This window comes from Allobosea sp. (assembly GCF_035944895.1).
Classification (GTDB): domain Bacteria; phylum Pseudomonadota; class Alphaproteobacteria; order Rhizobiales; family Beijerinckiaceae; genus Allobosea.
In genome coordinates this window covers 506,890-529,240 of record NZ_DASZAT010000012.1, presented here as the reverse complement: position 1 = coordinate 529,240, position 22,351 = coordinate 506,890, and the positions used below count along the sequence as shown (strand labels likewise).

Here is a 22,351-nt window from a genome sequence, read left to right as displayed (position 1 = left end):
TGTGGCTAATCGGCATCACAAGGAAATCTTAGCCCTTTGGACGATTGAATCAGAACAAATTCTACTTAGGCTGCATCCCCTTGTTGCGCTGCATCGTGAATGCGGCACTGCGAAAGAGCGAAAGGGCCGCCATGTCGTTCGCCTACCACGCCTATGAGGCGGTTCATATGATGGTCAGCCCGGCGCGGGCCATGTCCGACGCCATGCAGCTCGCCTTCAAGAATCCGGCGAACCCGCTGACCTACACCCCGTTCGGCCGCACCATCGCCGCCTCCTGCGAATTGTTCGAGCGCACCACCCGCCGCTACGGCAAGCCGGCTTTCGGTCTCGACACCACCACGATGAACGGCATCAAGGTCGGGGTCGAGGAACACGTCGTCTGGCAGCGCCCCTTCTGCAACCTGATCTATTTCGACCGCAAGATCGAAGGCCGCCGCAAGCCGCAGCCCAAGGTGCTGCTGGTCGCGCCGATGTCCGGCCACTACGCCACGCTGCTGCGCGGCACGGTCGAGACCCTGCTGCCCGACCATGAAGTCTACATCACCGACTGGATCGACGCCCGCCTCGTGCCGCTCACGGCCGGCAAGTTCGATCTCGACGATTACATCGACTACGTCATTGCCATGCTGCAGAAGCTCGGCCCCGACACCCATGTCATGGCTGTCTGCCAGCCTTCCGTGCCGGTGCTCGCCGCGATCGCGCGCATGGAGGCCGAGGGTGACCCGGCGTCGCCACGCTCGATGACGCTGATGGGCGGGCCGATCGACACCCGTCGCTCGCCGACCGCGGTCAACCAGCTCGCCATGGAGCGCGGCACCGACTGGTTCCGCCGCAACTGCATCACCCGCGTGCCGTTCCCGCATCTCGGCGCCTTCCGCGAGGTCTATCCCGGCTTCATGCAGCTGTCGGGCTTCATGGCGATGAATTTCGATCGCCATCTCACCGCGCATTACGACATGTACAAGCACCTGATCGCCGGCGACGGCGATTCGGCCGAGAAACACCGCGATTTCTATGACGAGTATCTCGCGGTCATGGACCTGACCGCCGAGTTCTACCTGCAGACCGTCGACACCGTCTTCGTCAAGCATGCCCTGCCCAAGGGCGAGATGATGCACCGCGGCAAGCCGGTCGACCTCAAGGCGATCCGCAGCGTCGCGCTGATGACGGTCGAGGGCGAGAACGACGACATCTCCGGCGTCGGCCAGACCAAGGCGGCGCACGACCTGTGCGTCAACATCCCCGCCGACATGCGGGTCGAGTACCTGCAGAAGGGCGTCGGCCATTACGGCGTCTTCAACGGCTCGCGCTTCCGCTCGGAGATCGCGCCGCGCATCGCCGACTTCATGCTTTCCCTCGACATGAAGGCGGCCAAGGAGCGCCGCAACGACACCGCGGAGACGGCGCGCAAGGCGCTGAAGGTCGCGGGCTGAGTTAAGCTCAGCCCTCTTCCGCTGCCGCTGCGAATCCCGCACAATCGCCGGGATGCGGTTCTCCCTGTTCAGGCGCCAGCCCGATCCCGACCGGATCGAGGTCGCCCATGCCGGCACGCTCTACCCGGTCACCGTCAAGCGGCGCTCGACGGCGCGCCGGCTGACCCTGCGCGTCTCGCAGGCGACCGGCGAGATCACCCTGACCCTGCCCGAACGCGTCGACTTCACGACCGGCCGCATCTTCGCCGAGAAGCATGGCGGCTGGATCGCGGCGCGCATGGCCAAGCGTCCGCAGGGCGTCGCCTTCGAGCCCGGTGCGGTCGTGCCGCTGCGCGGCGTCCCGCACCGCATCGTGCATTGGACCAAGGTGCGCGGGGTGACACGTGCTGCGCTCTCGGCCCAGGGCGAGCCGATCATCGCAGTCTGTGGCGAGGCGGCCCATGTCGCGCGCCGGGTCACGGATTTCCTGCGTCGCGAGGCATTGGCCGACCTGGAGAAGGCGGTACGCACCCATACCGCCGTGCTCGGCATCCCCGCGCGCAAGATCACGCTGCGCGACACCACCAGCCGTTGGGGCTCATGCTCCTCGAAAGGGCATCTCAGCTTCTCCTGGCGCCTGATCCTCGCCCCGGCGCTGGTGCTCGACTATCTCGCCGCCCATGAGGTCGCGCATCTCAAGGAGATGAACCATTCGCACCGCTTCTGGGCGCTGACGCATAAGCTCTGTCCGCGCACCGAGGAAGCGGAGGCCTGGCTCAAGCGCCATGGCGCGAGCCTGCATGGCTATGGCTGAGATGTGAGCATTTTCGAGCGAAGTGGGTACCGGTTCGCGTGAAGAAAATGCGATATCAAAGCTTGCCGGTCGGCACGCCCTCACGGATGACGCGCGAGAACTCCGGGCTGTCGGGCTTCAGGCTGCGCGCCTTCTCGCCGATATGGCTCAGCTTCACCAACTCGTCGAGCGGCATGTCCTGGCGCACCGAGCCGATGTCGCGGAGATAGCCGGGCAGGTAGCCCGAGAGCAGCACGCGCGGGTCGAGCGGCAGCGAGAATTTCCAGCCGGGCGCGACCTGGCCGACGAGATGATAGACCACGGTGGTGCAGTTGGTCGTCAGCGTGTTGTACCAGCGCGGCTGCTGTGCCAGCCGGTTGATGTCGGCGGCATAGGCGAGCAGCAGGTCGCGCGCCTGCTGCGGCGTGGCGTTGAGCCGGAACAGGCGGGTATCCTCGCCGCGCGCCTGGGTTCGCAGGCCGATCAGGTCGCGCTCGTCGGCGACGACATAGGCCATCTCGTAATTGCGGAAGAAGCCGGCCAGCGCCGACCATTCCTCGCCCTTCTCGCGCCGGATCTCGATCGAGATCGTCAGGGGATCGCTGTCTGCGAAGGTGAAGCTGATCAAGAGATGCGCGATCGCCTCGCCCGACCAGTAGGACAGGAAGAGATCGGCGCCCTGGATGCGCGAGAGGTCGTAGCTGCGGGTTTCCCAGCGCTGGTCGTAGTCGTTTTCCGTCCGCCAGGTGAAATGGCGCAGATTGGTCACCGTCAGGTGGTTTTCGGCGACGCTCATCTGCGGCAGATGCGCCAGCTCCGGAATCCAGTCCCGCTCATGCGAGGGCTTGAGGCCGGCCCACCAGCCGAGCAGGCCGACGAAGAGTACCGCGAAGGCGAGCGGCAGGCGCGGCGCGCCACTCCAGATCCCGATCGCACCGGCAAGCCCGGCGAGACCGAAGCCGATCGCGCCGGCGATGCCGATCGCACCGGGCAGGCGGAAGATCAGGAGCCCTGCGCCCCAGGCTGCGGTGCCGAGGACCGCGAGGGTCAGCAGGATCTGCAGGAGAACGAAAAAGAGGCGGCTCATCGCCGCCTCTCATAGCATGCTGAAATGCGTTTCGCTCAAGCGGCGAGGGAGCTCGTCGGCGCGGCGGCCTTCACGGCGTCGTCGACATGGGCCTCGAACTTCTCGAAATTCTTGGCGAACATGCCGACCAGCTTCTTCGCGGTCTCGGCGAAGGCGGCCTTATCCTGCCAGGTCTTGACGGGATAGAGGATGTGCGGCTCGACGCCGGGTACCGACGTGGGAACGGCGAACCCGAAATAAGGATCGCGGCGGAAATCGGCGCGGTTGAGCGAACCGTCCAGTGCCGCGGTCAGCAGGCGGCGGGTGACGCGGATCGGCATGCGCCGGCCGGTGCCGTAGCCGCCGCCGGTCCAGCCGGTGTTCACCAGCCAGCAGTCGACATGGTGCTTGGCGATGAAGTCGCGCAGCAGGTTTGCGTATTCCGACGGGTGGCGCGGCAGGAAGGGCGAGCCGAAGCAGGTCGAGAACTCCGGCTGCACGCCGACGAGCCCGCGCTCGGTGCCGGCAACCTTGGCGGTGTAGCCGGAGAGGAAATGGTACATCGCCTCGGCCGGGGTCAGCTTGGCGATCGGCGGCATCACGCCGAAGGCATCGGCGGTCAGCATCACGATGTTCTTCGGCGTGCCGGCCCGGCCGGTGCGCGAAGCGTTCGGGATGGCGTCGAGCGGATAGGCCGAGCGGGTGTTCTCGGTCTTGGTCTCGTCGTCGAAATCGACCTCGCGCGAGATCGGATCCATCACGATGTTCTCGAGCACCGTGCCGAAGCGTTGCGAGGCTGCGAAGATCTGCGGCTCGGCCTCGGCCGAGAGGCGGATCGTCTTGGCGTAGCAGCCGCCCTCGAAATTGAAGATGCCGTCCTTCGACCAGCCATGCTCGTCATCGCCGATCAGGGTGCGTTCGGGATCGGCCGAGAGGGTGGTCTTACCGGTGCCGGAGAGGCCGAAGAAGATCGCCGGATCGTCCTTGGAGCCGACATTGGCCGAGCAGTGCATGGGCACCACGCCCTTCGCCGGCAGCGTGTAGTTCAGATAGGTGAAGACCGATTTCTTCATCTCGCCGGCATAGGCGGTGCCGCCGATCAGCACGATCTTGCGCGAGAAGTCGATGGCGATGACGGTTTCGCTGCGGCAGCCATGGCGGGCCGGATCGGCCTTGAAGCTCGGCAGGTCGACGATCGTCAGCTCGGGCACGTAACCGGCGATCTCGCCGGCCTCGGGCCGGATCAGCAGGTTGCGGATGAAGAGGGAGTGCCAGGCCATTTCGGTGAAGACCCGCGCCTTGACGCGGTGGGCCGGGTCGGCGCCGCCATAAAGGTCCTGCGCGAACAGCTCCTTGCCTTCGGCGTGCTTGATGAAGTCGCCGAGCAGGGTCTCGAACTGCTCCGAGGAGATCGCGCCGTTGTTATCCCACCAGACGCTCTTCTCGGTCAGCGCGTCCTTGACGACGAACTTGTCCTTGGGCGAGCGGCCGGTATGGCTGCCGGTGTCGGCGCAGAGCGCGCCGCCGCGGGCGATCTGGGATTCGCCGCGCCGCAGCGATTCCTCATAGAGGCGCGCCGCCTCGAGATTCCAGTAGACCGCCTTGAGCCCACGGAAGCCGAATGAGTCGGCGCCGCTGGTCGGGTTGACGTGACCGATGGTCTCCACTGGCAATTCCTCCTGCCGAGAAGCCGTCGCCAGGCGAAGCCGGCGTCGTGATTGGCGCGGGGCGTAACCCCACTATGGGCCCGATGGACCGGTGACGTGGAGGGCTCTTTAGGCGGATGACGACGCCGGCTCAAGTCATGAGGCCGGCCCGCGGGCGACCATGGCAAATTTAAATCGTTTGAAAAATCAGCTGTGGTGAATCGCCGCGCTCAGGCCGCCTCGCGGGCCTTGCCGGCGAGGGCAACGAGGGTTTTGCGCAGCGCGTCGGGCGTCGTCACCGGCTCGTCGAAGGGCAGGCGCAGCGCCTTGTCGCCGAGCATCAGGTCGGCTCCGTCGGGATCGACGCCGGAGAGGCGCCAGGGACCCTCCTCGCCGCCGAGCAGCCTCGTGGCGTAGAGCCCGATCGCGTCGGCATGGTCCTCGTTCATATGCTCGACGGCACCTTCCTCGGCCTCGACCAGCGCCTCGGCCTGCGAGCAGTCGCTGAGCACGTCACGGGCCTCGAGTTCGTAGGCCCGGCCGAAGCCGCCATTGAGGCTGGCACGCTGGAGCCTGAGCGCGAAGAACGAGAAATCGGGAAAATCGACGTAAAGCGAGGCCTTTGGCTGGCGTGCCAGGAAACGACGGCGCACGCGCCGGCCGAAATCGCTGTCGCGTTCGACCTTCTCGGCGCGCGCCAGCAGCGTGATCCGGGCATGGGCGAGCGGGTCGCCCTTGCCGCCCGGCGCGATCAGAAGCGAGCAGCGCGGGTCGGCGACGAGGTTGCCGGTATGGCCGGAGAGCGAGGACACCAGGATCAGCGGCGTGCCGTCGATCTCGGTGGCGAGGCTGGTCAGGCTGGCGAAGGGGTGGCCTTCCGGCGTCAGCGTAGCCAGGGACGCCGAGCGCGCGCTGCGCAGGAGGCCGCGCGCCAGTCCGCGAGCGCTGGCATCTGTCGGCCTGATCGGATCGGTCGCCATCGCACTTTTCGCCATCTTAAAGGTTTTCGCGGGCAGACGTAGCGAAACCGCCTTGGCTTGGCTAGATTGCAGCCATGCTTTGGCCGTTCTCGCGCGAGAGTGGACCCTTTGATTGTAACGCCAGCACACAAAGAGCCGGAAAAGCTTATGCCAACCATTGCGCTGGTCGATGACGACCGCAACATCCTGACCTCGGTTTCGATCGCATTGGAGGCCGAGGGCTATCGCATCCAGACCTATACGGATGGCGCCTCGGCCCTCGACGGTCTGAAGCAGAATCCGCCCGACCTCGCCATCTTCGACATCAAGATGCCGCGCATGGACGGGATGGAGCTGCTGCGCCGCCTGCGTCAGAAGTCCGACCTGCCGGTGATCTTCCTGACTTCGAAGGACGAGGAGATCGACGAGCTCTTCGGCCTGAAGATGGGCGCCGACGACTTCATCCGCAAACCCTTCTCGCAGCGCCTCCTGGTCGAGCGCGTCAAGGCGATCCTGCGCCGGGCCGGCGCCAAGGACGCGAGCGCGGTTGTCCGTACCGAGGATGCCAAGGCACTGGAGCGCGGCCTGCTGCGCATGGATCCGGAGCGCCACACCTGCACCTGGAAGGGCGAGCCGGTTACGCTGACCGTCACCGAGTTCCTGATCCTGCAGTCGCTGGCGCAGCGTCCGGGCGTGGTCAAGAGCCGCAACGCCCTGATGGACGCCGCCTATGACGACGAGGTCTATGTCGACGACCGCACCATCGACAGCCACATCAAGCGCCTGCGCAAGAAGTTCAATCAGGTCGATGTCGATTTCGACATGATCGAGACGCTCTACGGCGTCGGCTACCGCTTCAAGGAGAGCTGAGAAGCCTCCCGGCGCAGCCAGCGTTTGCGCATGCGCCGGGACAGGGTATGAGCCGCTCATGGCTACGATCGAACAGGAAGGGGCCCGCGCCGGCGGGCCGCGGGCGGGGCTGACGCTGCGCCGTCGCGCCGCGCTGTTCGGCCGTCGCGTCTGGCGTGCCATCACCGGACGCGCCGCCTCCAGCCTGACCCGGCGCATCGTCGTCCTCAACCTCGCCGGCCTCGTCGCGCTGCTCGTCGGCTTCCTCTACCTCAACCAGTTCCGCGAGGGCCTGATCGAGGCGCGGGTGCAGAGCCTTCTGACCCAGGGCGAGATCATCGCCGGCGCCATCGCAGCCTCCGCCACGGTCGAGACCGATACGATCGCGATCGATCCGGACAAGCTCCTGCAGATGCAGGCCGGCGAGAGCGGCGCCATCGCCGAGGATCCGCTCGATTTCTCGATCAACCCGGAAAAGGTCGCTCCGCTGCTGCGCCGGCTGGTGACGCCGACCAAGACGCGCGCCCGCATCTACGACAGGGACGGGATGCTGACGCTGGATTCGCGCAATCTCTATTCGCGTGGCGACATTCTGCGGCTCGACCTGCCGCGCATCGGCGAGAGCGACGAGCCGCCCTTGCTCGAACGGACCTGGAACCTGCTGCGCAACCGGCTCGGCCGCGCCGACGTGCCGGCCTATGACGATTTCGCCAACGCCAACGGCAGGTCCTACACCGAGGTCGCCCGGGCGTTGGCCGGTTCGCCGGCGAGCGTGGTGCGCGTCAACACCCGCGGCGAGACCATTGTCTCGGTGGCGGTGCCGGTGCAGCGCTTCCGGGCCGTGCGCGGTGCGCTGCTGCTCTCGACCCAGGGCGGCGACATCGACGCCGTCATCGCCTCCGAGCGCTATGCCATCTTCCAGGTCTTCGCGGTCGCCGCCGGCGTGATGATCATTCTCTCGGTGCTGCTCGCCGGCACCATCGCCGAGCCGATCCGCAAGCTCGCAGACGCCGCCCAGCGCGTTCGCCGCGGCGTCAAGTCGCGCGAGGAGATCCCGGATTTCTCCAGCCGCCATGACGAGATCGGCCACCTCTCCGGCTCGTTCCGCGAGATGACACAGGCGCTCTACAATCGCATGGAGGCGATCGAGCGCTTCGCCGCCGACGTCGCCCATGAGCTGAAGAATCCGCTGACCTCGCTGCGCAGCGCCGTCGAGACCCTGCCGCTGGCCAAGAGCGAGGAATCGCGGGGCCGCCTCCTGGCGGTGATCCGCCATGACGTGAAGCGGCTCGACCGCCTGATCACCGACATTTCCGACGCTTCGCGCCTCGATGCCGAACTCGCCCGCGATGATGCGGCTCCGCTCGACGTCGCCCAATTGATCGAGGCGGTCGTTTCGGTCCAGAATCAGATCCGCCGCGAAGGCCAGCCGGTCGTCGAGCTTGCGGTCGATCGGCGCGGCCAGCGCCCCGGTGCCGATCCTTTCCGTGTGCTCGGCCACGATTCCCGCCTCGGCCAGGTCTTCGTCAACCTGATCGAGAACGCCCGTTCCTTCTCGCCGGCCGACAAGCCGGTCAGGGTCAAGCTCTCGCGCGTCGCCGGTGACGTGTTGATCACCGTCGAGGATGATGGCCCCGGCATTCCGCCCCATGCGCTGGAGCGAATCTTCGAGCGCTTCTACACCGACCGGCCCGAGAGCGGCTTCGGTCAGAATTCTGGCCTCGGCCTCTCGATATCGCGCCAGATCGTCGAAGCCCATCGCGGCACGATCCGGGCCGAGAACCGCTACGCCTCCGAGCAGTCGGAAGGCGAGGACCAGCGGCTCGGCGCGCGCTTCATCGTGCGCCTGCCGGCAGCGGCGCAGCCGGCATGAGCGCTACGCCCCTGCTGCGCCTGCATGCCAGCGCCGTCGTCATCGGCGAGGCCGGCATCCTGATCCGCGGTCCCTCCGGCGCGGGCAAGTCCAGCCTGGCGTTGGCGCTGATCGGGCGGGCGCAGTCGCAAGGCCGCTTCGCCAGGCTGGTCGCCGACGATCGCACTGAAATTGCCGTCAAGGCCGGCCGCCTCCTCGCTGCGCCGGTGCCGCCGATCGAGGGGCTGGTCGAGCGCCGCGGCCTCGGCCTGACGCCGGAACCGCATCTTGCCGTTGCGGTGCTGCGGCTGGTGATCGATTGCGGAGGGGAGCCCGAGCGCATGCCGGAGCCGGAGGCGCTGGTCGAGACGATCGCCGGCGTCACGCTGCCGCGGCTGGCGCTGCTACCAAGGGCGGGCGACGAAGGTCTGATCCTGACGGCGCTTGCGCTCTTCGCCGGCTCTGATTGAATTGCTTTTCGACGAGTTCGAGACAAGCGCCTTGCCTATCCTTCGCACCTGCCGCATAAACCGCGACCTTGTCCGGGCGCCGCTGGGCGCTCTTCGGTGGGACTGAATGATCGGACTCGTGCTTGTCACGCATGGGCACCTGGCGACGGAATTCCGCGCCGCGCTCGAGCATGTCGTTGGCCCGCAAGCCAACCTGGCCACCATCGCCATCGCCCCCGATGACGACATGGAGGGCCGTCGGCGCGACATCATCGCGGCTGTGGAGCAGGTCGAGACCGGCCAGGGCGTCATCGTCCTGACCGACATGTTCGGCGGCACGCCCTCCAATCTCGCCATCTCGGTGATGGAGCCGGGCCGGATCGACGTCGTCGCCGGCATCAACCTGCCGATGCTGATCAAGCTCGCCAGCGTGCGCGAGGAGAAGACCCTCGACGAAGCCGTCAGCAGCGCGCAGGATGCCGGCCGAAAATACATTACGGTGGCCAGCCGCGTTCTCGCGGGCAAATGAGCTCGAGTAAGTGAGGTTCGGCGTGCAAGGCATGCGCGAGGACGAGATCCGCGACGACGATTGCGATTGCACCGAGGTCGAGATTCCGGCCGGTGCCGTCTATGGCGAGTTCCAGATCGTCAACAAGAAGGGCCTGCACGCCCGCGCCACCGCAAAATTCGTGCAATGCGCCAGCCAGTTCGACTCGGACATCACCGTCTCCCGCTGCGGCGAGACCGTCGGCGCCACCTCGATCATGGGCATCCTGACCTTGGGTGCCGGCATCGGCTCGACCATCACCGTGGTCGCCAAGGGCGCCGACGCCAACGACGCGCTCCAGGCGCTGGGCGCGCTCGTCGCCGACAGGTTCGGCGAGGGCGAATAGGCGCTCTGCCATGTGGGCGACGGTCTCCGCGTTGTTCGCTTCCGTCGATTTCGTTGTGACGCTCGTCGCCCTTGTCGGCTTCTTTCTGATGTTTCTGACCGGGCGCCTCTCGATCCGCAGAGGCCGGGAGAAGGGCTGGTGGCCGTGGTGAAGGCCGCCGGGGCGCGCAAAATCGCCGCTTTGCGGCGGATATAAAGACATCTTTATATCTTTGATTGCCTTCTTGCCGCCGCCCTGCTAGAGAGCGCGCCGTCATTCAAAGCACGATCGATTGGAGCCTCCCCGTGTCGAAGCAGGATTACGTCGTCAAGGACATCAGCCTCGCGGATTACGGCCGCAAGGAAATCAACATGGCCCAGGACGAGATGCCGGGCCTGATGGCGATCCGCGCCGAGCACAAGGGCAAGGCCCCGCTCAAGGGCGCCCGCATCGCCGGCTGCCTGCACATGACCATCCAGACCGCCGTGCTGATCGAGACCCTCAAGGATCTCGGCGCGGACGTCCGCTGGTCGTCCTGCAACATCTTCTCGACCCAGGACCATGCCGCTGCGGCGATCGCCGCCACCGGCACCCCGGTCTTCGCCATCAAGGGCGAGACGCTGGAAGAGTACTGGGAGTACGTGCTGCGCACCGCGACCTGGGGCGACGGCGGCACGCCGAACATGATCCTCGACGATGGCGGCGACCTGACCATGCTGATCATCCTCGGCGCAGAGGCCGAGGCCGGCAACGCCGCCTTCCTCGACAAGCCGGGCAATGAGGAAGAGACGATCTTCTTCGCGCTGATCAAGCGCGAGCTGAAGGCCAATCCGGGCTGGTTCACCAAGACCTGCGCCGCGATCAAGGGCGTCTCCGAGGAGACGACCACCGGCGTGCACCGTCTCTATGAGCTCGCCAAGGCTGGCCGCCTGCCGTTCCCGGCGATCAACGTCAACGACAGCGTCACCAAGTCGAAGTTCGACAACCTCTATGGCTGCCGCGAGTCGCTGGTCGACGCCATCCGCCGCGGCACCGACGTGATGATGTCGGGCAAGGTCGCGGTCGTCGCCGGCTATGGCGACGTCGGCAAGGGCTCGGCCGCGTCGCTGCGCCAGGCCGGCTGCCGCGTGCTCGTCACCGAGATCGACCCGATCTGCGCCCTGCAGGCGGCGATGGAGGGCTATGAGGTCGTCACCATGGAGGACGCCGCTCCGCGCGCCGACATCTTCTGCACCGCGACCGGCAACCTCGACGTCATCACCGTCGACCACATGCGTGCGATGAAGCACCGCGCCATCGTCTGCAACATCGGCCACTTCGACTCGGAGATCCAGGTCGCCGGCCTGAAGAACTTCAAGTGGGACAACGTCAAGCCGCAGGTCGACGAGATCGAGTTCCCCGACGGCAAGCGCATCATCCTGCTCTCGGAAGGCCGCCTGGTGAACCTCGGCAACGCGACCGGCCACCCGTCCTTCGTGATGTCCTGCTCGTTCTCGAACCAGACGCTGGCCCAGGTCGAGCTCTGGAACCATCACGCCAAGTACGAGAACAAGGTCTACACCCTGCCCAAGCACCTCGACGAGAAGGTCGCGGCGCTCCACCTCGCCAAGGTCGGCGCCAAGCTGACCAAGCTCAACGACGCCCAGGCGAAGTATATCGGCGTGGCGCAGGCCGGCCCGTTCAAGCCGGAGCTCTATCGCTACTGACATCTTCGCCCGGCCGCTGTCGGCCGGGCGGAGCGACATCGCGCCATCAGGAACCGGTTTTCTGAACCCAGCGCCCATCTTTCGGAAGCCCGGCCTTGCGCCGGGCTTTTTCGCATTCAGGGCCAATCATCGCCTCTCATACTACTAATAGATGCATCGTTGCGGCCAGTATCAACTTGTTGATGCCTCTCGGCCCATCTCGAACGCGGCCGTCGCCATTTGGCCTTTACCGTCGATTAAGCACTTCCTGCCGGAGTCATGCGGTGATTACAGTGGCACTGATTCGGGCTGCCGGCAGGCTTCGCATGTGGCGCCCGGTTTCGTGCAGCGGTGGCTTTGCGGGTTGCGGGCGTGGATCCCTGAAGGGGGCCATGGCCGGTTGTCGCGTTGGCGGCGCCCCGCCGGCTGCGGCCGGAAGATTGGCCTGGGACAGGACGGATGCGAGAATGAGACGGGCAAGGCAGGTCGGGCGGGAGATGAACGGAGTGGTCCGCCTCCTTCTGCCTGGGCTTGCCGGCGCTGCGCCGGTTCCGGCCCTCGCACAGGCCGAGGCGCTGCTGCCCCTGCGGGCGGACTGGCTGAGCACTGGCGGTCTTTCCCTGATCTTCGTCGGCCTCGTCGTCTTCGCCACCACCACCTCGATCCTCTATGTCCGTGAGCGCTCGCGCTGGACCCGCCGGGAAGGCGAGCTTGCCGCCGGGCTGGAAGCGGCGCGTGGCCATCAGGAGCGGCTCAGTGCCCTGCTCGCGACGGACCGGCAGGTCGTGCTGAGCTGGGACGGGCCGAAGGCGAGCCCCGTGGTCGAGGGCGACAGCGGCTTTCTCGGCATCGGCGGCCCCGCCCCGGCGCTGGCCTACGGAACCTGGGCACCGCCGGCGGAGGCCAAGCGCCTGGAGCTCGCGACCGAGGCCCTCAAGGAGCGCGGCGAGGCCTTCGCCTTCACCTTCAAGGCCAAGGCCGGGCGTTTCGTCGATGCGGAAGGCCGGCCCGTCGCCGGCCGCGCCGTGATCCGCCTGCGCGAGGTCGGCGGCGAACGGGCGCGGGCGCTGGCGCTGGAGGATGAACTCGGCAAGCTCGCCACCGACCATGCCGCGCTCACGACCTTGCTCGCCGGCGTGCCTCAGCCGGTCTGGATGCGCGCGCCCGATGGCCGCCTGAACTGGGTCAACGCAGCCTATGCCCGCGCCGTCGAGGCCGCCGACAGCCAGCAGGCGGTTACGGCCGGACTCGACCTGTTCGATCGCAGCGAGCGCGAGGCGGCGGCCAAGGCCCGCAAGGACGGGCGAGTCTTCCAGCTGCGCGCGCCTGTCGTCATGGCCGGCCAGCGCCGCATCGTCGACGTCCTGGAGACGCCGACGCCATCCGGCTATGCCGGCATCGCCACCGATATGAGCGAACTCGAGGCGGTCCGCGCCGATCTGCAGCGCCAGATGGACGCGCATGTACGCACGCTCGACCGGCTCAAGACCGGCGTCGCCGTCTTCGACGCCTCGCAGCGCCTGATCTATCGCAACAGCGGCTATGAAGCGCTCTGGTCGCTCGATCCCGGCTTCCTCGACTCCAGTCCCGGCGACGGCGAGATCCTCGACCGCCTGCGGACCGAGCGCCGCCTGCCCGAGCTCGGCGATTACCGCACCTGGAAGGCCCAGGTGCATGCCGCCTATACCGCGACGCGCGCCAGCGAGGACTGGTGGTATCTGCCCGACGGGCGCACCGTCCACGTCGTCGCCAGCCCGAACCCGCAGGGCGGCGTCACCTATCTCTTCGACGACGAGACCGAGCGCTTCACCCTGGAATCGCGCTTCAACGCGCTCTCGCGCACCCAGCGCGAGACGCTGGATTCGCTGCGCGAGGGCGTCGCCGTGTTCGGCTCGGACGGGCGCCTCAAGCTCTCCAACCCGGCCTTCGCCCAGCTCTGGAAGCTCACTCCGGAGCGCGCCGCCGCGGCGCCGCATATCGACGAGGTCGTGACCCTGAGCCGCCCGCTCTTTCCGGATGACGCGGTCTGGACCGAAATCCGCAGCGCGGTCGCGGGGGTGCGCGATGCGCGTGAGGACTATCGCTGCCATATGGAACGCCGCGACGGCACGGTGCTCGACTGCACGGCCACGCCGCTGCCCGATGGCGCGACGCTGATCACCTTCGCCGACGTCACCGCCGGCGTGAACGTCGAGCGGGCGCTGACCGAGCGCAACGACGCCCTGGAGCGCGCTTCGCGCCTGCGCGAGGAGTTCGTCCACCACGTCTCCTACGAATTGCGCTCGCCGCTGACCAACATCATCGGCTTCGCGCAATTGCTCGGCGAGGAGACGGTCGGCGCGCTCAACGACAAGCAGCGCGACTATACCGGCCACATCGTCCGCTCCTCCGGCGCGCTGCTCGCCATCATCAACGACATCCTCGACCTCGCCTCGATCGACAATGGCGCGCTCGCCCTCGATCTCGAGGAGGTCGATGTCGCCAAGAGCATCGCCCAGGCCGCGACCGGCCTGCAGGACCGCCTGGCCGACAGCAAGCTCAGGCTGCAGGTCGACATCGCCCCCCAGACCGGCCCCTTGCGCGCCGATCCCAAGCGCCTGCGCCAGATCCTGTTCAACCTGCTCTCCAACGCCATCGGCTTCTCGCAGCCTGGGCAGACCATTCATGTCAGCGCCGGCCGCTTCGGCGGCGAGATCCGCATCACCGTCGCCGACGAGGGCCGCGGCATCCCGGACGAGGTCAAGGAGAAGGTGTTCGACCGCTTCGAGAGCCATTCGCTGGGATCGCGCCATCGCGGCGTCGGGCTCGGCCTGTCGATGGTCCGCTCGATCGTCGAACTGCATGGCGGCCGCGTCGAGCTCGATTCCGCCCTGGGCAAGGGCACCCGCGTCACCGCCGTCTTTCCGCCTGAGGGCATGCGCATCTCGGACGCCGCTGAATGAGTGACGAAGCCGCGCGGGCGGGCACGCATACCGTCATCCTGCCGAACGAGGCTGCGACGGTGCGGCTGGCGCAGGACATCGCCGACATCCTGAAGACCGGCGACATCGTCGCCCTCTCCGGCCATCTCGGCGCCGGCAAGTCGCTGCTGGCGCGGGCGATACTGCGCCGCCTCGCCGGCGATCCGGCGCTGGAAGCGCCGAGCCCGACCTTCACCCTGGTGCAGAGCTATGACAGCCCGCGCGGGCTCCTGCTCCACGCCGATCTCTACCGTGTCCGCAGCCCCGACGAGCTCGACGATATCGGCCTGATCGAGGACCTCGACCTCGCCGTCACCATCGTCGAATGGCCTGACCGTGCCGGCGCGCGCCTGCCGGCGGGCCGCCGGCTCGACATTGTTCTGGAGGTCGATCCCGACAATCCCGAGCAGGGCCGGATCGCGACGCTCTCCGGCGGGGTGCTCTGGCGCCAGCGGCTTTCGCTCGCGATCGGCGCCCGCCGCCTGATCGACGAAGCCGGCTGGAGCGAGGCGAAACGCGAATTCATGCTCGGCGATGCCTCGAGCCGCGCCTATGAGCGCCTGATCAGGCCGTCCGGCGAGACCGCGATCCTGATGATCTCGCCGCCGCGCCCCGACGGGCCGGCGATCCGCCAGGGCAAGCCCTACAGCGCCATCGCCCATCTCGCCGAGACCGTCGACGCCTTCGTCGCCATGGACAAGGCCCTGCGCTCGCTCGGCCTGTCCGCGCCGGAGATCCTGGCGCAGGACCTCGTCACCGGCCTGCTGATCATCGAGGATCTCGGCAATGAGCCGGTCGTCGGCGCGGATGGACCTATCCCCGAACGCTACGAGGCCGCGGCCCGGCTCCTCGCCGAACTGCACCGGCATGCCCTGCCGACGATCCTGCCGGTGGCGGAAGGGCGCGACCACGTCATGCCCGACTACGATCGCGAGGCGCTCGCCATCGAGACCGAGCTGGTGCTTGATTGGTACGCCCCACATATCGCCGGCGTCACCTTGCCGGCGGTGACGCGGGCCGAATTCAGCCGCATCTGGGAAAAGCTCTTCGACGAGCTCTTCGAGACGCCGGCGACCTGGACCTTGCGCGATTATCACTCGCCGAACCTGCTCTGGCTGCCCGATCGCGTCGGCCATGCCCGCCTCGGCGTGATCGATTTCCAGGACTCGGTGCTCGGTCACCCCGCCTATGACCTCGTCTCGCTCGGCCAGGATGCCCGCGTCGACGTGCCAGCTGCGCTGGAGCTGCGCCTGCTCGCCGCCTATGCCGGAGCGCGGCGCGGCACCGATGCGGGCTTCGACTTGCCGGGCTTCGCCCGCGCCTATGCGATCCTCGGTGCCCAGCGCAACACCAAGATCGCCGGCATCTTCGCCCGGCTCGACCGCCGCGACGGCAAGCCCGGCTATCTCAAGCATCTGCCCCGGATCGAGGCGTACCTGCGCCGCAATCTCGAACAGCCGGCGCTCGCCGAGCTGAAGGCCTGGTACGAGACCTATCTGCCCAAGCTCTATGCCGGGCAGGAGAAGCCGGAAGCGAAGGCCGAGGCCGATCCCGCGGAGCAGGACCGGCCCAAGCCTGAGCAGGACGAGGCCTGAGCCGGGCGCTTGTCAGCCAGGCCCGGCCCCCTGCGTGCCCAGATAGACCGCGTAGATCGACTGGCTCGCCGCCATGAACAGCCGGTTCCTCTTCGGCCCGCCGAAGCAGATATTGCCGCAGACCTCCGGCAGGCGGATGCGGCCGATGAGTTTGCCCTCGGGGTTGAAGCAGAGCACGCCGTTGTAGCCGACGGCGCGCCCGGCATTGCTGGAGGCCCAGAGATTGCCCTGGACGTCGCAGCGCAAACCGTCCGGCCCGCATTTCACCCCGTCGACCATGCAGTCGGAGAACAGCTTGCCGTTGGAGAGCTTGTTGTCGGCGCCGACATCGAAGACGTGGACATCGCCCTTGCCGCCGGGGCCGGTGTCGCCCGGGCCCTTGCCGGTCGAGGCGATGTAGAGCTTCTTGTAGTCCGGCGAGAAGCACAGGCCGTTCGGGTCGGGGACCTGCTGCTCGGTGACGACGAGATCGACGCGTCCGCTCGGATCGATGCGATAGCAATTCGTCGGCAATTCCCGCTTGTAGAAGCCGATCTCCGGCGGCTGGCCGAGCCGGGGATTGATCTTGCCGCTGGCATTGCTCGGTCCGCCGGCTGCGTCGGGCGCGCCCTCATAGAGCTGGCCGCCATAGGGCGGATCGGTGAACCAGTAGCTGCCGTCGGGATGCTGCACGACGTCATTGGGCGAGTTCAATCGCTTGCCGTCGAACTTGTCGGCGAGGATCGTCACCGATCCGTCGAGCTCGTAGCGGACGACACGGCGGTTGAGATGCTCGCAGGAGAGCTGCCGGCCCTGGAAATCGAAGCTGTTGCCGTTGCTGTTGCCCGAGGGCGTGCGGAAGACGCTGACGCGGCCGTCATCCTCGAGCCAGCGCATCTGCCGGTTGTTCGGGATATCGCTCCAGACAAGATAGCGCCCTTGCGCGTTCCAGGCTGGCCCTTCCGCCCAGAGCGCGCCGGTCCAGAGCCGCTGGATCGCCGCGTTGGGCTGGGCCAGTCCCTCGAAGGCGGGATCGACGGCGAGGACGTCAGGGTCCCAGAAATAGGTGGTCGGCGCGCCGTTGCGGCTGAAATCGCGCGGCGGCGTGGTGATCGTGCTCGGCGGGCCGGGGCGGGCTGCGGGAGCCTGTGCGAAGGCCGTATCGGTAGCGGCGACAAGGGCTCCGGCGCCCGCGGCCTGCAACAGCCGGCGACGCGACAAGGCGGGACGTGATTCATCGATTGTGCTTGGCTGCATCGGTGACCTCCCTGGGTTGAACTTATGCTGTTCTTACCCGGCCATCGGGAACGCCGATTGCGGCAGCGACGTGGCGGAGGGCGGCCGCACAATCATGGCGAGCCCTGCCGCAACAGGGCTTCTCATCGATCTAAATCGGTTTAATGATATCGAGTCCGGCGCCTGCCACGGCGATCAGCGCTCAGGCCGCGAGATCGGCGACCAGCGCGTCGAGCAGCAGCGCCCCTTCCGGCGTCGCGGCGAGCCGGCCATTGGCCTTGCGGGCGAGGAAGCCCTCGGCGATCAGGCTGCCGATCCGGTTGCCGTTGAGCTTGCGGCCGGCGAGTCCCTCGAACACGTCGAGATCGATGCCTTCGACGAGTCGCAGGCCCATCAGCAGGTATTCGTCGCCCTGCGCCTCGGCCGAAAGCTTCTCGTTCTCGACCAGTGTGTCGCCACCGGCCTCGATCCGCTCCAGCCAGGTTTCGGGGCGCTTCTCGGTCGACTGCGCATAGCGACCGTCCGGCGTCACCAGCCGGCCATGGGCGCCCGGCCCGACGCCGGCATATTCGCCATAATGCCAGTAGACCAGATTGTGCCGGCATTCCGCGCCCGGCCGGGCATGGTTCGAGATCTCGTAGACCGGCAGGCCGTGCTTGGCCGTGATCTCCTGCGTCAGCTCGTAGAGCGCGGCGCCCACATCGGGGTCTGGGATAGCGAGCTTGCCGGCCTTGTAGAGCTGGTCGAAGGCGGTGCCGGGTTCGATGGTGAGCTGGTAGAGCGAAAGGTGCTCCGCGGCATGGCTGATCGCCAGTTCGAGCTCGGCCTGCCAGAGCGCCGGCGTCTGGTTCGGTGAGCGGGCATAGATCAGGTCGAAGGAATAGCGCTCGAAATAGCGCCGCGCGATGGCGACTGCATCGAGCGCCTCCTGGGCCGAGTGCATCCGGCCGAGCGCCTTGAGATCGGTATCGTTCAGCGCCTGCACGCCGAGCGAGACTCGGTTGACGCCCGCCGCCCGGAAATCGCGGAAGCGGCCGGCCTCGACGCTGGTCGGATTGGCCTCCAGCGAGACCTCGCAATTGGGATCGACGGCCCAGTGCTCGCCGATCGCATCGAGGATCGCGCCAACGGTCGCGCCCTCCATCAGCGAAGGCGTGCCGCCGCCGAAGAAGATCGAGGAGACCGTGCGTCCCGGCGCAAGCTCGGCACGTTGTGCGATCTCACGGCGGAAGGCGGCGATATAGCGCGCCTGGTCCGGCGGCTGGTGCCGGACATGGGAATTGAAGTCGCAATAGGGGCATTTGGCCAGGCAGAACGGCCAATGCACATAGACGGCAAAGCCGGCATCCACGGTCGGATGCCTGGGCACGCCGGGCCGCGCAGCAAGGGCGGCCGAAGGGCTCAAGCGGGCGTCCTCAGGCAGGCGGCGGCCAGCACATGGAAGGCCCGGGCCCGGTGCGACAGGCCGGGCGAGCCGTCCTGCGGGATGCCGTGCTTCTGCTCGGAGGTCATCTCGCCGAAGGTCCTGGCATGGCCGGCCGGCTGGAAAATCGGGTCGTAGCCGAAGCCGGAGGCCCCACGCGGGGCGTCGACGATCGTGCCGAAGACGCGGCCCTCGAACAGTTCCTGATGCCCGTCCGGCCAGGCGATCACCAGCGCCGAGACGAAATGCGCCTTGCGCTGCTCGGGCGTGGTCGCGCCGCGCTTGCCAAGCTCCATCTGGACCCGGGCCAGCGCCGGGGCGAAATCCTTGCCCGGCCCGGCCCAGTTGGCCGAGAACAGGCCGGGCGCACCATCGAGCGCATCGATGCAGACGCCGGAATCATCGGCCAGCGCCGGCAAGCCGGAGGCCTTGGCCGCCGCGACGGCCTTGATTGCGGCGTTCTCGGCGAACATGTGGCCGTCTTCCACCGGCTCGGGCAGGCCGAGCTCGCCGGCCGAGACCAGCTCGACGCCATAGGGCGCCATCAGCTCGCGCATTTCGCGCAGCTTGCCCTGGTTATGGGTCGCGATCACGACCTTGCCGGTGAGGAGGCGGTTGGTGGTCATAGCGTCAGGCCACCGCCGCCTTCTGCAAGGCGACGAGCTTGCCGACGCCGCCCTTGGCGAGCTTCAGCAGGGCCAAAAGCTCCTCCTCGGTGAACGGTGCACCCTCAGCGGTGCCTTGTACCTCGACGAGGCCGCCGGCGCCGGTGATGACGAAGTTCGCGTCGGTCTGCGCGCCGGAATCCTCGACATAGTCGAGATCGATCACGGGGTTGCCGGCGACAATGCCGCAGGAGATCGCTGCGACATGGTCCTTCAACGGATTGGCGCCCTTCAGCATGCCGCGGCCTTCCATCCATTTCAGCGCGTCATGCAGTGCGACCCAGGCGCCGGTGATCGAGGCGGTGCGGGTGCCGCCATCGGCCTGCAGAACGTCGCAATCGACGACGATCTGGCGCTCGCCGATCGCGGTCAGGTCGACCACGGCACGAAGCGAGCGTCCGATCAGGCGCTGGATCTCCTGCGTCCGGCCCGAAGGCTTGCCCGAAGTGACCTCGCGGCGGGTGCGCTCATGGGTGGCGCGCGGCAGCATCGAATATTCGGCGGTGACCCAGCCCTTGCCGGTGCCGCGCAGCCAGGGTGGCCCCTTTTCCTCGACCGTCGCCGCGCAGAGCACCTTGGTCTCGCCGAAGGTGACCATGCACGAGCCTTCGGCATAGCGCACCACGCCGCGTTCCAGCGTGACCTTGCGCATCTCGTCGGCTGCGCGCTTCGAGGGTCTCATCGTGTCATCCTGTCTTCTGGAGTCCGCGGCTTGTAGGCGCTTAACCGGAGTGCGGCAAGGCGAGCAGGGTATGGGACTTGATCCGGCCATGCCCAGCGGGGACAATGGGCCATGGAATTGAGGTTGTTCGCCACGGAATGAGCGCCCATACGCGCCCTGAGACACCCGGCGGCCTGGTCGAGATCGACCAGCGCTCGCGCGAGATTTTTCGTCAGATCGTCGACGGCTACATGGCCACGGGCGAGCCTGTGGGCTCGCGCAATATCGCCCGGCTGCTGCCGATCGCGCTGTCGCCGGCGACGGTGCGCAACGTCATGACCGATCTGGAGACAGCCGGGCTGATCTACGCCCCGCACACCTCGGCTGGACGCCTGCCGACCGAGCGCGGCCTGCGCTTCTTCGTCGACGGGATGATGGAAGTCGGCAACCTCACCTCGGATGAGCGCGGTCGCATCGAGGCGCAGATCAGGGCTGCCGCCAGCAACCGCTCGCTCGACCAGACGCTGACCGAGGCCTCGGCCTTGCTGTCGGGCCTGTCGCGCGGCGCCGGCGTCGTCGTCACCACCAAGGCCAATGCCCGCCTGCGCCATATCGAGTTCGTCCGGCTCGATGCCGGCCGGGCGCTTGCCGTGCTCGTCGCCGATGACGGCACCGTCGAGAACCGCATCCTGGCGTTGCCGGCGGGCCTGCCGGCATCGGCGCTGGTCGAGGCCGGCAATTTCCTCAATGCCCGCATCGCCGGCAAGACGCTCGACGAGCTCCGCCGCGAGATCGCCGACAGCCGCATCCTGATGGAGCGCGAGCTCGACGATCTGACCGCAAGGCTGGTCGAGACGGGCATCGCCACGAGTTCCGGCCCGTCGGGCGACCGGCATCTGATCGTGCGCGGCCAGGCCAATCTGCTCGAGGATCTAAAGGCGCAGGAGGATCTGGAGCGCATCCGCCTGCTCTTCGCCGATCTGGAGACGCAGACCGAATTGATCGACCTGCTCTCGCGCGCCGAAGCCGGTGACGGCGTGCGCATCTTCATCGGCTCGGAGAACAAATTGTTCTCGATGTCGGGCTCCTCGATCATCGCCGCGCCTTTCCGCGATGGCGGCCAGCGCATTGTCGGCGTCGTCGGCATCATCGGCCCGACCCGGCTGAACTACGCCCGGATCGTGCCGATGGTCGATTACACCGCCAAGGTGGTCGGGCGCCTGCTCGACGGTAGCAGATGAGGCGGTGGCTGCGGGCCGGCGCGATCCTGGCGGGAGTGCTGCTGATGACCGGAGCGAGCGAAGCACAGATCGGCCTGCTCGAAGCGGCCGGCCGTGGCGATCTTGCCGCGGTGAATCGCCTGATCGCCGCCAAGGCAGATCTCGAACAGCGCGATGGCCAGCGTCAGACGCCGCTCCTGCTCGCCGTCGCCGGCAATCATGTCGCCGTCGCCAAGGCACTGCTGGCGGCAGGCGCGAGCCCCAATGCCCAGGCGGCCAACCAGGACACGCCCTGGCTGTTCGCCGGCGCCAGCGGCCGTACCGAGATCATCGCGGCGATGCTGCCGCTGAAGCCCGACTTGTCACTGCGCAATCGCTATGGTGGCAATGCGCTGATCCCGGCCTGCGAGCGCGCCCATGTCGAGACGGCCAAGCTGCTTTTGACCAGCGGCATCGACGTTGATCACGTCAACAATCTCGGCTGGACCTGCCTTCTGGAGATCGTGATCCTCGGCGATGGCGGCCCGCGCCATCAAGAAGTCGCCAGGCTCGTGCTCGATGCCGGGGCCAATCCCAATCTTGCCGACAAGGATGGCGTCAGCCCGCTCCAGCATGCCCGCAAGCGCGGCCAGAGCGAGGTCGCCAAATTGATCGCGGCCGCTGGCGGGCGCTGAACCCTATTCCAGCCAGTCGGTGACGAAGCGCTCGCTGGCGTGGATGTCGATCGATTCCAGCACATCCGGCCCGAGGCTACGGAACTTGTGCGGCATGCCGGCCGGTACGACCAGGATCTCGCCCGGCCCAGCCTCGATCTCCCGGTCGCCGATCGTGTAGAGCGCCCGCCCGGCGCGCACGATGAAGGTCTCCGGATAAGGATGGCTGTGCAGCCTTGGCCCCTTGCCCGACTCGGCCCGGACGAAGATCAGCGAGACCTCGCCGCCGAAGCCCTGGATCTCGCCATGCCATTCGCCGGGTGTCTCAGCCCAGTCCTCAAGCGCGATGGTGCGTGGCGCGAGCTTGTCGGCCATC

21 protein-coding genes are annotated in these 22,351 nt (G+C 67.4%); 13 read left to right on the top strand and 8 right to left on the bottom strand.

What is annotated here, in order from left to right:
- The first annotated feature begins 131 nt into the window (after positions 1-131).
- A complete protein-coding gene (locus VGV58_RS24640; RefSeq protein WP_326876688.1) occupies positions 132-1,433 on the top strand; it encodes a polyhydroxyalkanoate depolymerase in 1,302 nt (433 codons plus the stop codon).
- A gap of 52 nt (positions 1,434-1,485) precedes the next feature.
- Positions 1,486-2,226 carry a M48 family metallopeptidase gene (locus tag VGV58_RS24635; protein ID WP_326876687.1) on the top strand — a complete coding sequence of 247 codons (741 nt, stop codon included), beginning with the start codon at positions 1,486-1,488 and terminating at the stop codon, positions 2,224-2,226.
- 55 nt (positions 2,227-2,281) lie between these two features.
- Here the strand turns inward: VGV58_RS24635 and VGV58_RS24630 are convergent, their stop codons facing one another.
- From VGV58_RS24630 to VGV58_RS24620, 3 genes are all read right to left on the bottom strand, one after another.
- Positions 2,282-3,292: an Lnb N-terminal periplasmic domain-containing protein gene (locus VGV58_RS24630; RefSeq protein WP_326876686.1), complete on the bottom strand. Its 1,011-nt coding sequence runs from the start codon at positions 3,290-3,292 to the stop codon at positions 2,282-2,284.
- Positions 3,293-3,327: 35 nt separating this feature from the next.
- On the bottom strand, positions 3,328-4,938 hold the full coding sequence (locus VGV58_RS24625; protein ID WP_326876685.1) for a phosphoenolpyruvate carboxykinase: 1,611 nt from the start codon (positions 4,936-4,938) through the stop codon (positions 3,328-3,330).
- 209 nt (positions 4,939-5,147) lie between these two features.
- Positions 5,148-5,897 carry a HugZ family pyridoxamine 5'-phosphate oxidase gene (locus VGV58_RS24620; protein ID WP_326876684.1) on the bottom strand — a complete coding sequence of 250 codons (750 nt, stop codon included), beginning with the start codon at positions 5,895-5,897 and terminating at the stop codon, positions 5,148-5,150.
- A gap of 147 nt (positions 5,898-6,044) precedes the next feature.
- On the opposite strand from VGV58_RS24620, the gene VGV58_RS24615 reads away from it, so the two are divergent.
- The 9 genes from VGV58_RS24615 to tsaE all read left to right on the top strand — a co-directional run bounded on the left by VGV58_RS24615 (position 6,045) and on the right by tsaE (position 16,138).
- Positions 6,045-6,746, top strand: coding sequence for a response regulator transcription factor (locus tag VGV58_RS24615; protein ID WP_326876683.1), 702 nt, complete (start codon positions 6,045-6,047; stop codon positions 6,744-6,746).
- Positions 6,747-6,804: 58 nt separating this feature from the next.
- Positions 6,805-8,598 (top strand): sensor histidine kinase, encoded by a 1,794-nt coding sequence (locus VGV58_RS24610; protein ID WP_326876682.1) that lies wholly within the window; start codon positions 6,805-6,807, stop codon positions 8,596-8,598.
- Complete coding sequence (locus tag VGV58_RS24605; RefSeq protein WP_326876681.1) at positions 8,595-9,047, top strand: HPr kinase/phosphorylase; 453 nt, start codon at positions 8,595-8,597, stop codon at positions 9,045-9,047. Before VGV58_RS24610 ends, VGV58_RS24605 begins: the two co-directional genes overlap by 4 nt.
- A gap of 106 nt (positions 9,048-9,153) precedes the next feature.
- Positions 9,154-9,555: a PTS sugar transporter subunit IIA gene (locus VGV58_RS24600; protein ID WP_100964456.1), complete on the top strand. Its 402-nt coding sequence runs from the start codon at positions 9,154-9,156 to the stop codon at positions 9,553-9,555.
- A gap of 31 nt (positions 9,556-9,586) precedes the next feature.
- On the top strand, positions 9,587-9,919 hold the full coding sequence (locus VGV58_RS24595) for an HPr family phosphocarrier protein (protein WP_414644095.1): 333 nt from the start codon (positions 9,587-9,589) through the stop codon (positions 9,917-9,919).
- 10 nt (positions 9,920-9,929) lie between these two features.
- Complete coding sequence (locus tag VGV58_RS24590; protein ID WP_326876679.1) at positions 9,930-10,070, top strand: hypothetical protein; 141 nt, start codon at positions 9,930-9,932, stop codon at positions 10,068-10,070.
- A 133-nt stretch (positions 10,071-10,203) separates the two neighbouring features.
- On the top strand, positions 10,204-11,604 hold the full coding sequence (gene ahcY, locus VGV58_RS24585; protein WP_414644080.1) for an adenosylhomocysteinase: 1,401 nt from the start codon (positions 10,204-10,206) through the stop codon (positions 11,602-11,604).
- A gap of 476 nt (positions 11,605-12,080) precedes the next feature.
- Positions 12,081-14,525 carry a sensor histidine kinase gene (locus tag VGV58_RS24580; protein ID WP_414644094.1) on the top strand — a complete coding sequence of 815 codons (2,445 nt, stop codon included), beginning with the start codon at positions 12,081-12,083 and terminating at the stop codon, positions 14,523-14,525.
- Positions 14,522-16,138 (top strand): tRNA (adenosine(37)-N6)-threonylcarbamoyltransferase complex ATPase subunit type 1 TsaE, encoded by a 1,617-nt coding sequence (gene tsaE / locus VGV58_RS24575; RefSeq protein ID WP_326876677.1) that lies wholly within the window; start codon positions 14,522-14,524, stop codon positions 16,136-16,138. The genes VGV58_RS24580 and tsaE overlap by 4 nt, the downstream gene beginning before the upstream one ends.
- Before the next feature lie 12 nt (positions 16,139-16,150).
- Here tsaE and VGV58_RS24570 read toward each other — a convergent pair whose 3' ends face one another.
- The 4 genes from VGV58_RS24570 to rph all read right to left on the bottom strand — a co-directional run bounded on the left by VGV58_RS24570 (position 16,151) and on the right by rph (position 20,123).
- Complete coding sequence (locus tag VGV58_RS24570; protein ID WP_326876676.1) at positions 16,151-17,374, bottom strand: SMP-30/gluconolactonase/LRE family protein; 1,224 nt, start codon at positions 17,372-17,374, stop codon at positions 16,151-16,153.
- Between the two features lie 181 nt (positions 17,375-17,555).
- Positions 17,556-18,758 (bottom strand): radical SAM family heme chaperone HemW, encoded by a 1,203-nt coding sequence (gene hemW, locus VGV58_RS24565; protein ID WP_326876675.1) that lies wholly within the window; start codon positions 18,756-18,758, stop codon positions 17,556-17,558.
- Positions 18,755-19,402 carry an RdgB/HAM1 family non-canonical purine NTP pyrophosphatase gene (gene rdgB, locus VGV58_RS24560; RefSeq protein ID WP_326876674.1) on the bottom strand — a complete coding sequence of 216 codons (648 nt, stop codon included), beginning with the start codon at positions 19,400-19,402 and terminating at the stop codon, positions 18,755-18,757. Before rdgB ends, hemW begins: the two co-directional genes overlap by 4 nt.
- A 4-nt stretch (positions 19,403-19,406) precedes the next feature.
- Entirely contained in the window at positions 19,407-20,123 is a 717-nt protein-coding gene (gene rph, locus VGV58_RS24555; RefSeq protein ID WP_326876673.1) for a ribonuclease PH, read from the bottom strand.
- A gap of 137 nt (positions 20,124-20,260) precedes the next feature.
- Between rph and hrcA the strand changes: the two genes are divergently transcribed.
- Together hrcA and VGV58_RS24545 are read left to right on the top strand one after the other, a co-directional pair.
- A complete protein-coding gene (hrcA, locus tag VGV58_RS24550; protein ID WP_326876672.1) occupies positions 20,261-21,343 on the top strand; it encodes a heat-inducible transcriptional repressor HrcA in 1,083 nt (360 codons plus the stop codon).
- Entirely contained in the window at positions 21,340-21,996 is a 657-nt protein-coding gene (locus VGV58_RS24545; protein WP_326876671.1) for an ankyrin repeat domain-containing protein, read from the top strand. The genes hrcA and VGV58_RS24545 overlap by 4 nt, the downstream gene beginning before the upstream one ends.
- Positions 21,997-21,999: 3 nt before the next feature.
- Here the strand turns inward: VGV58_RS24545 and VGV58_RS24540 are convergent, their stop codons facing one another.
- Positions 22,000-22,350 carry a cupin domain-containing protein gene (locus VGV58_RS24540; RefSeq protein WP_326876670.1) on the bottom strand — a complete coding sequence of 117 codons (351 nt, stop codon included), beginning with the start codon at positions 22,348-22,350 and terminating at the stop codon, positions 22,000-22,002.
- Position 22,351: the final 1 nt, after the last annotated feature.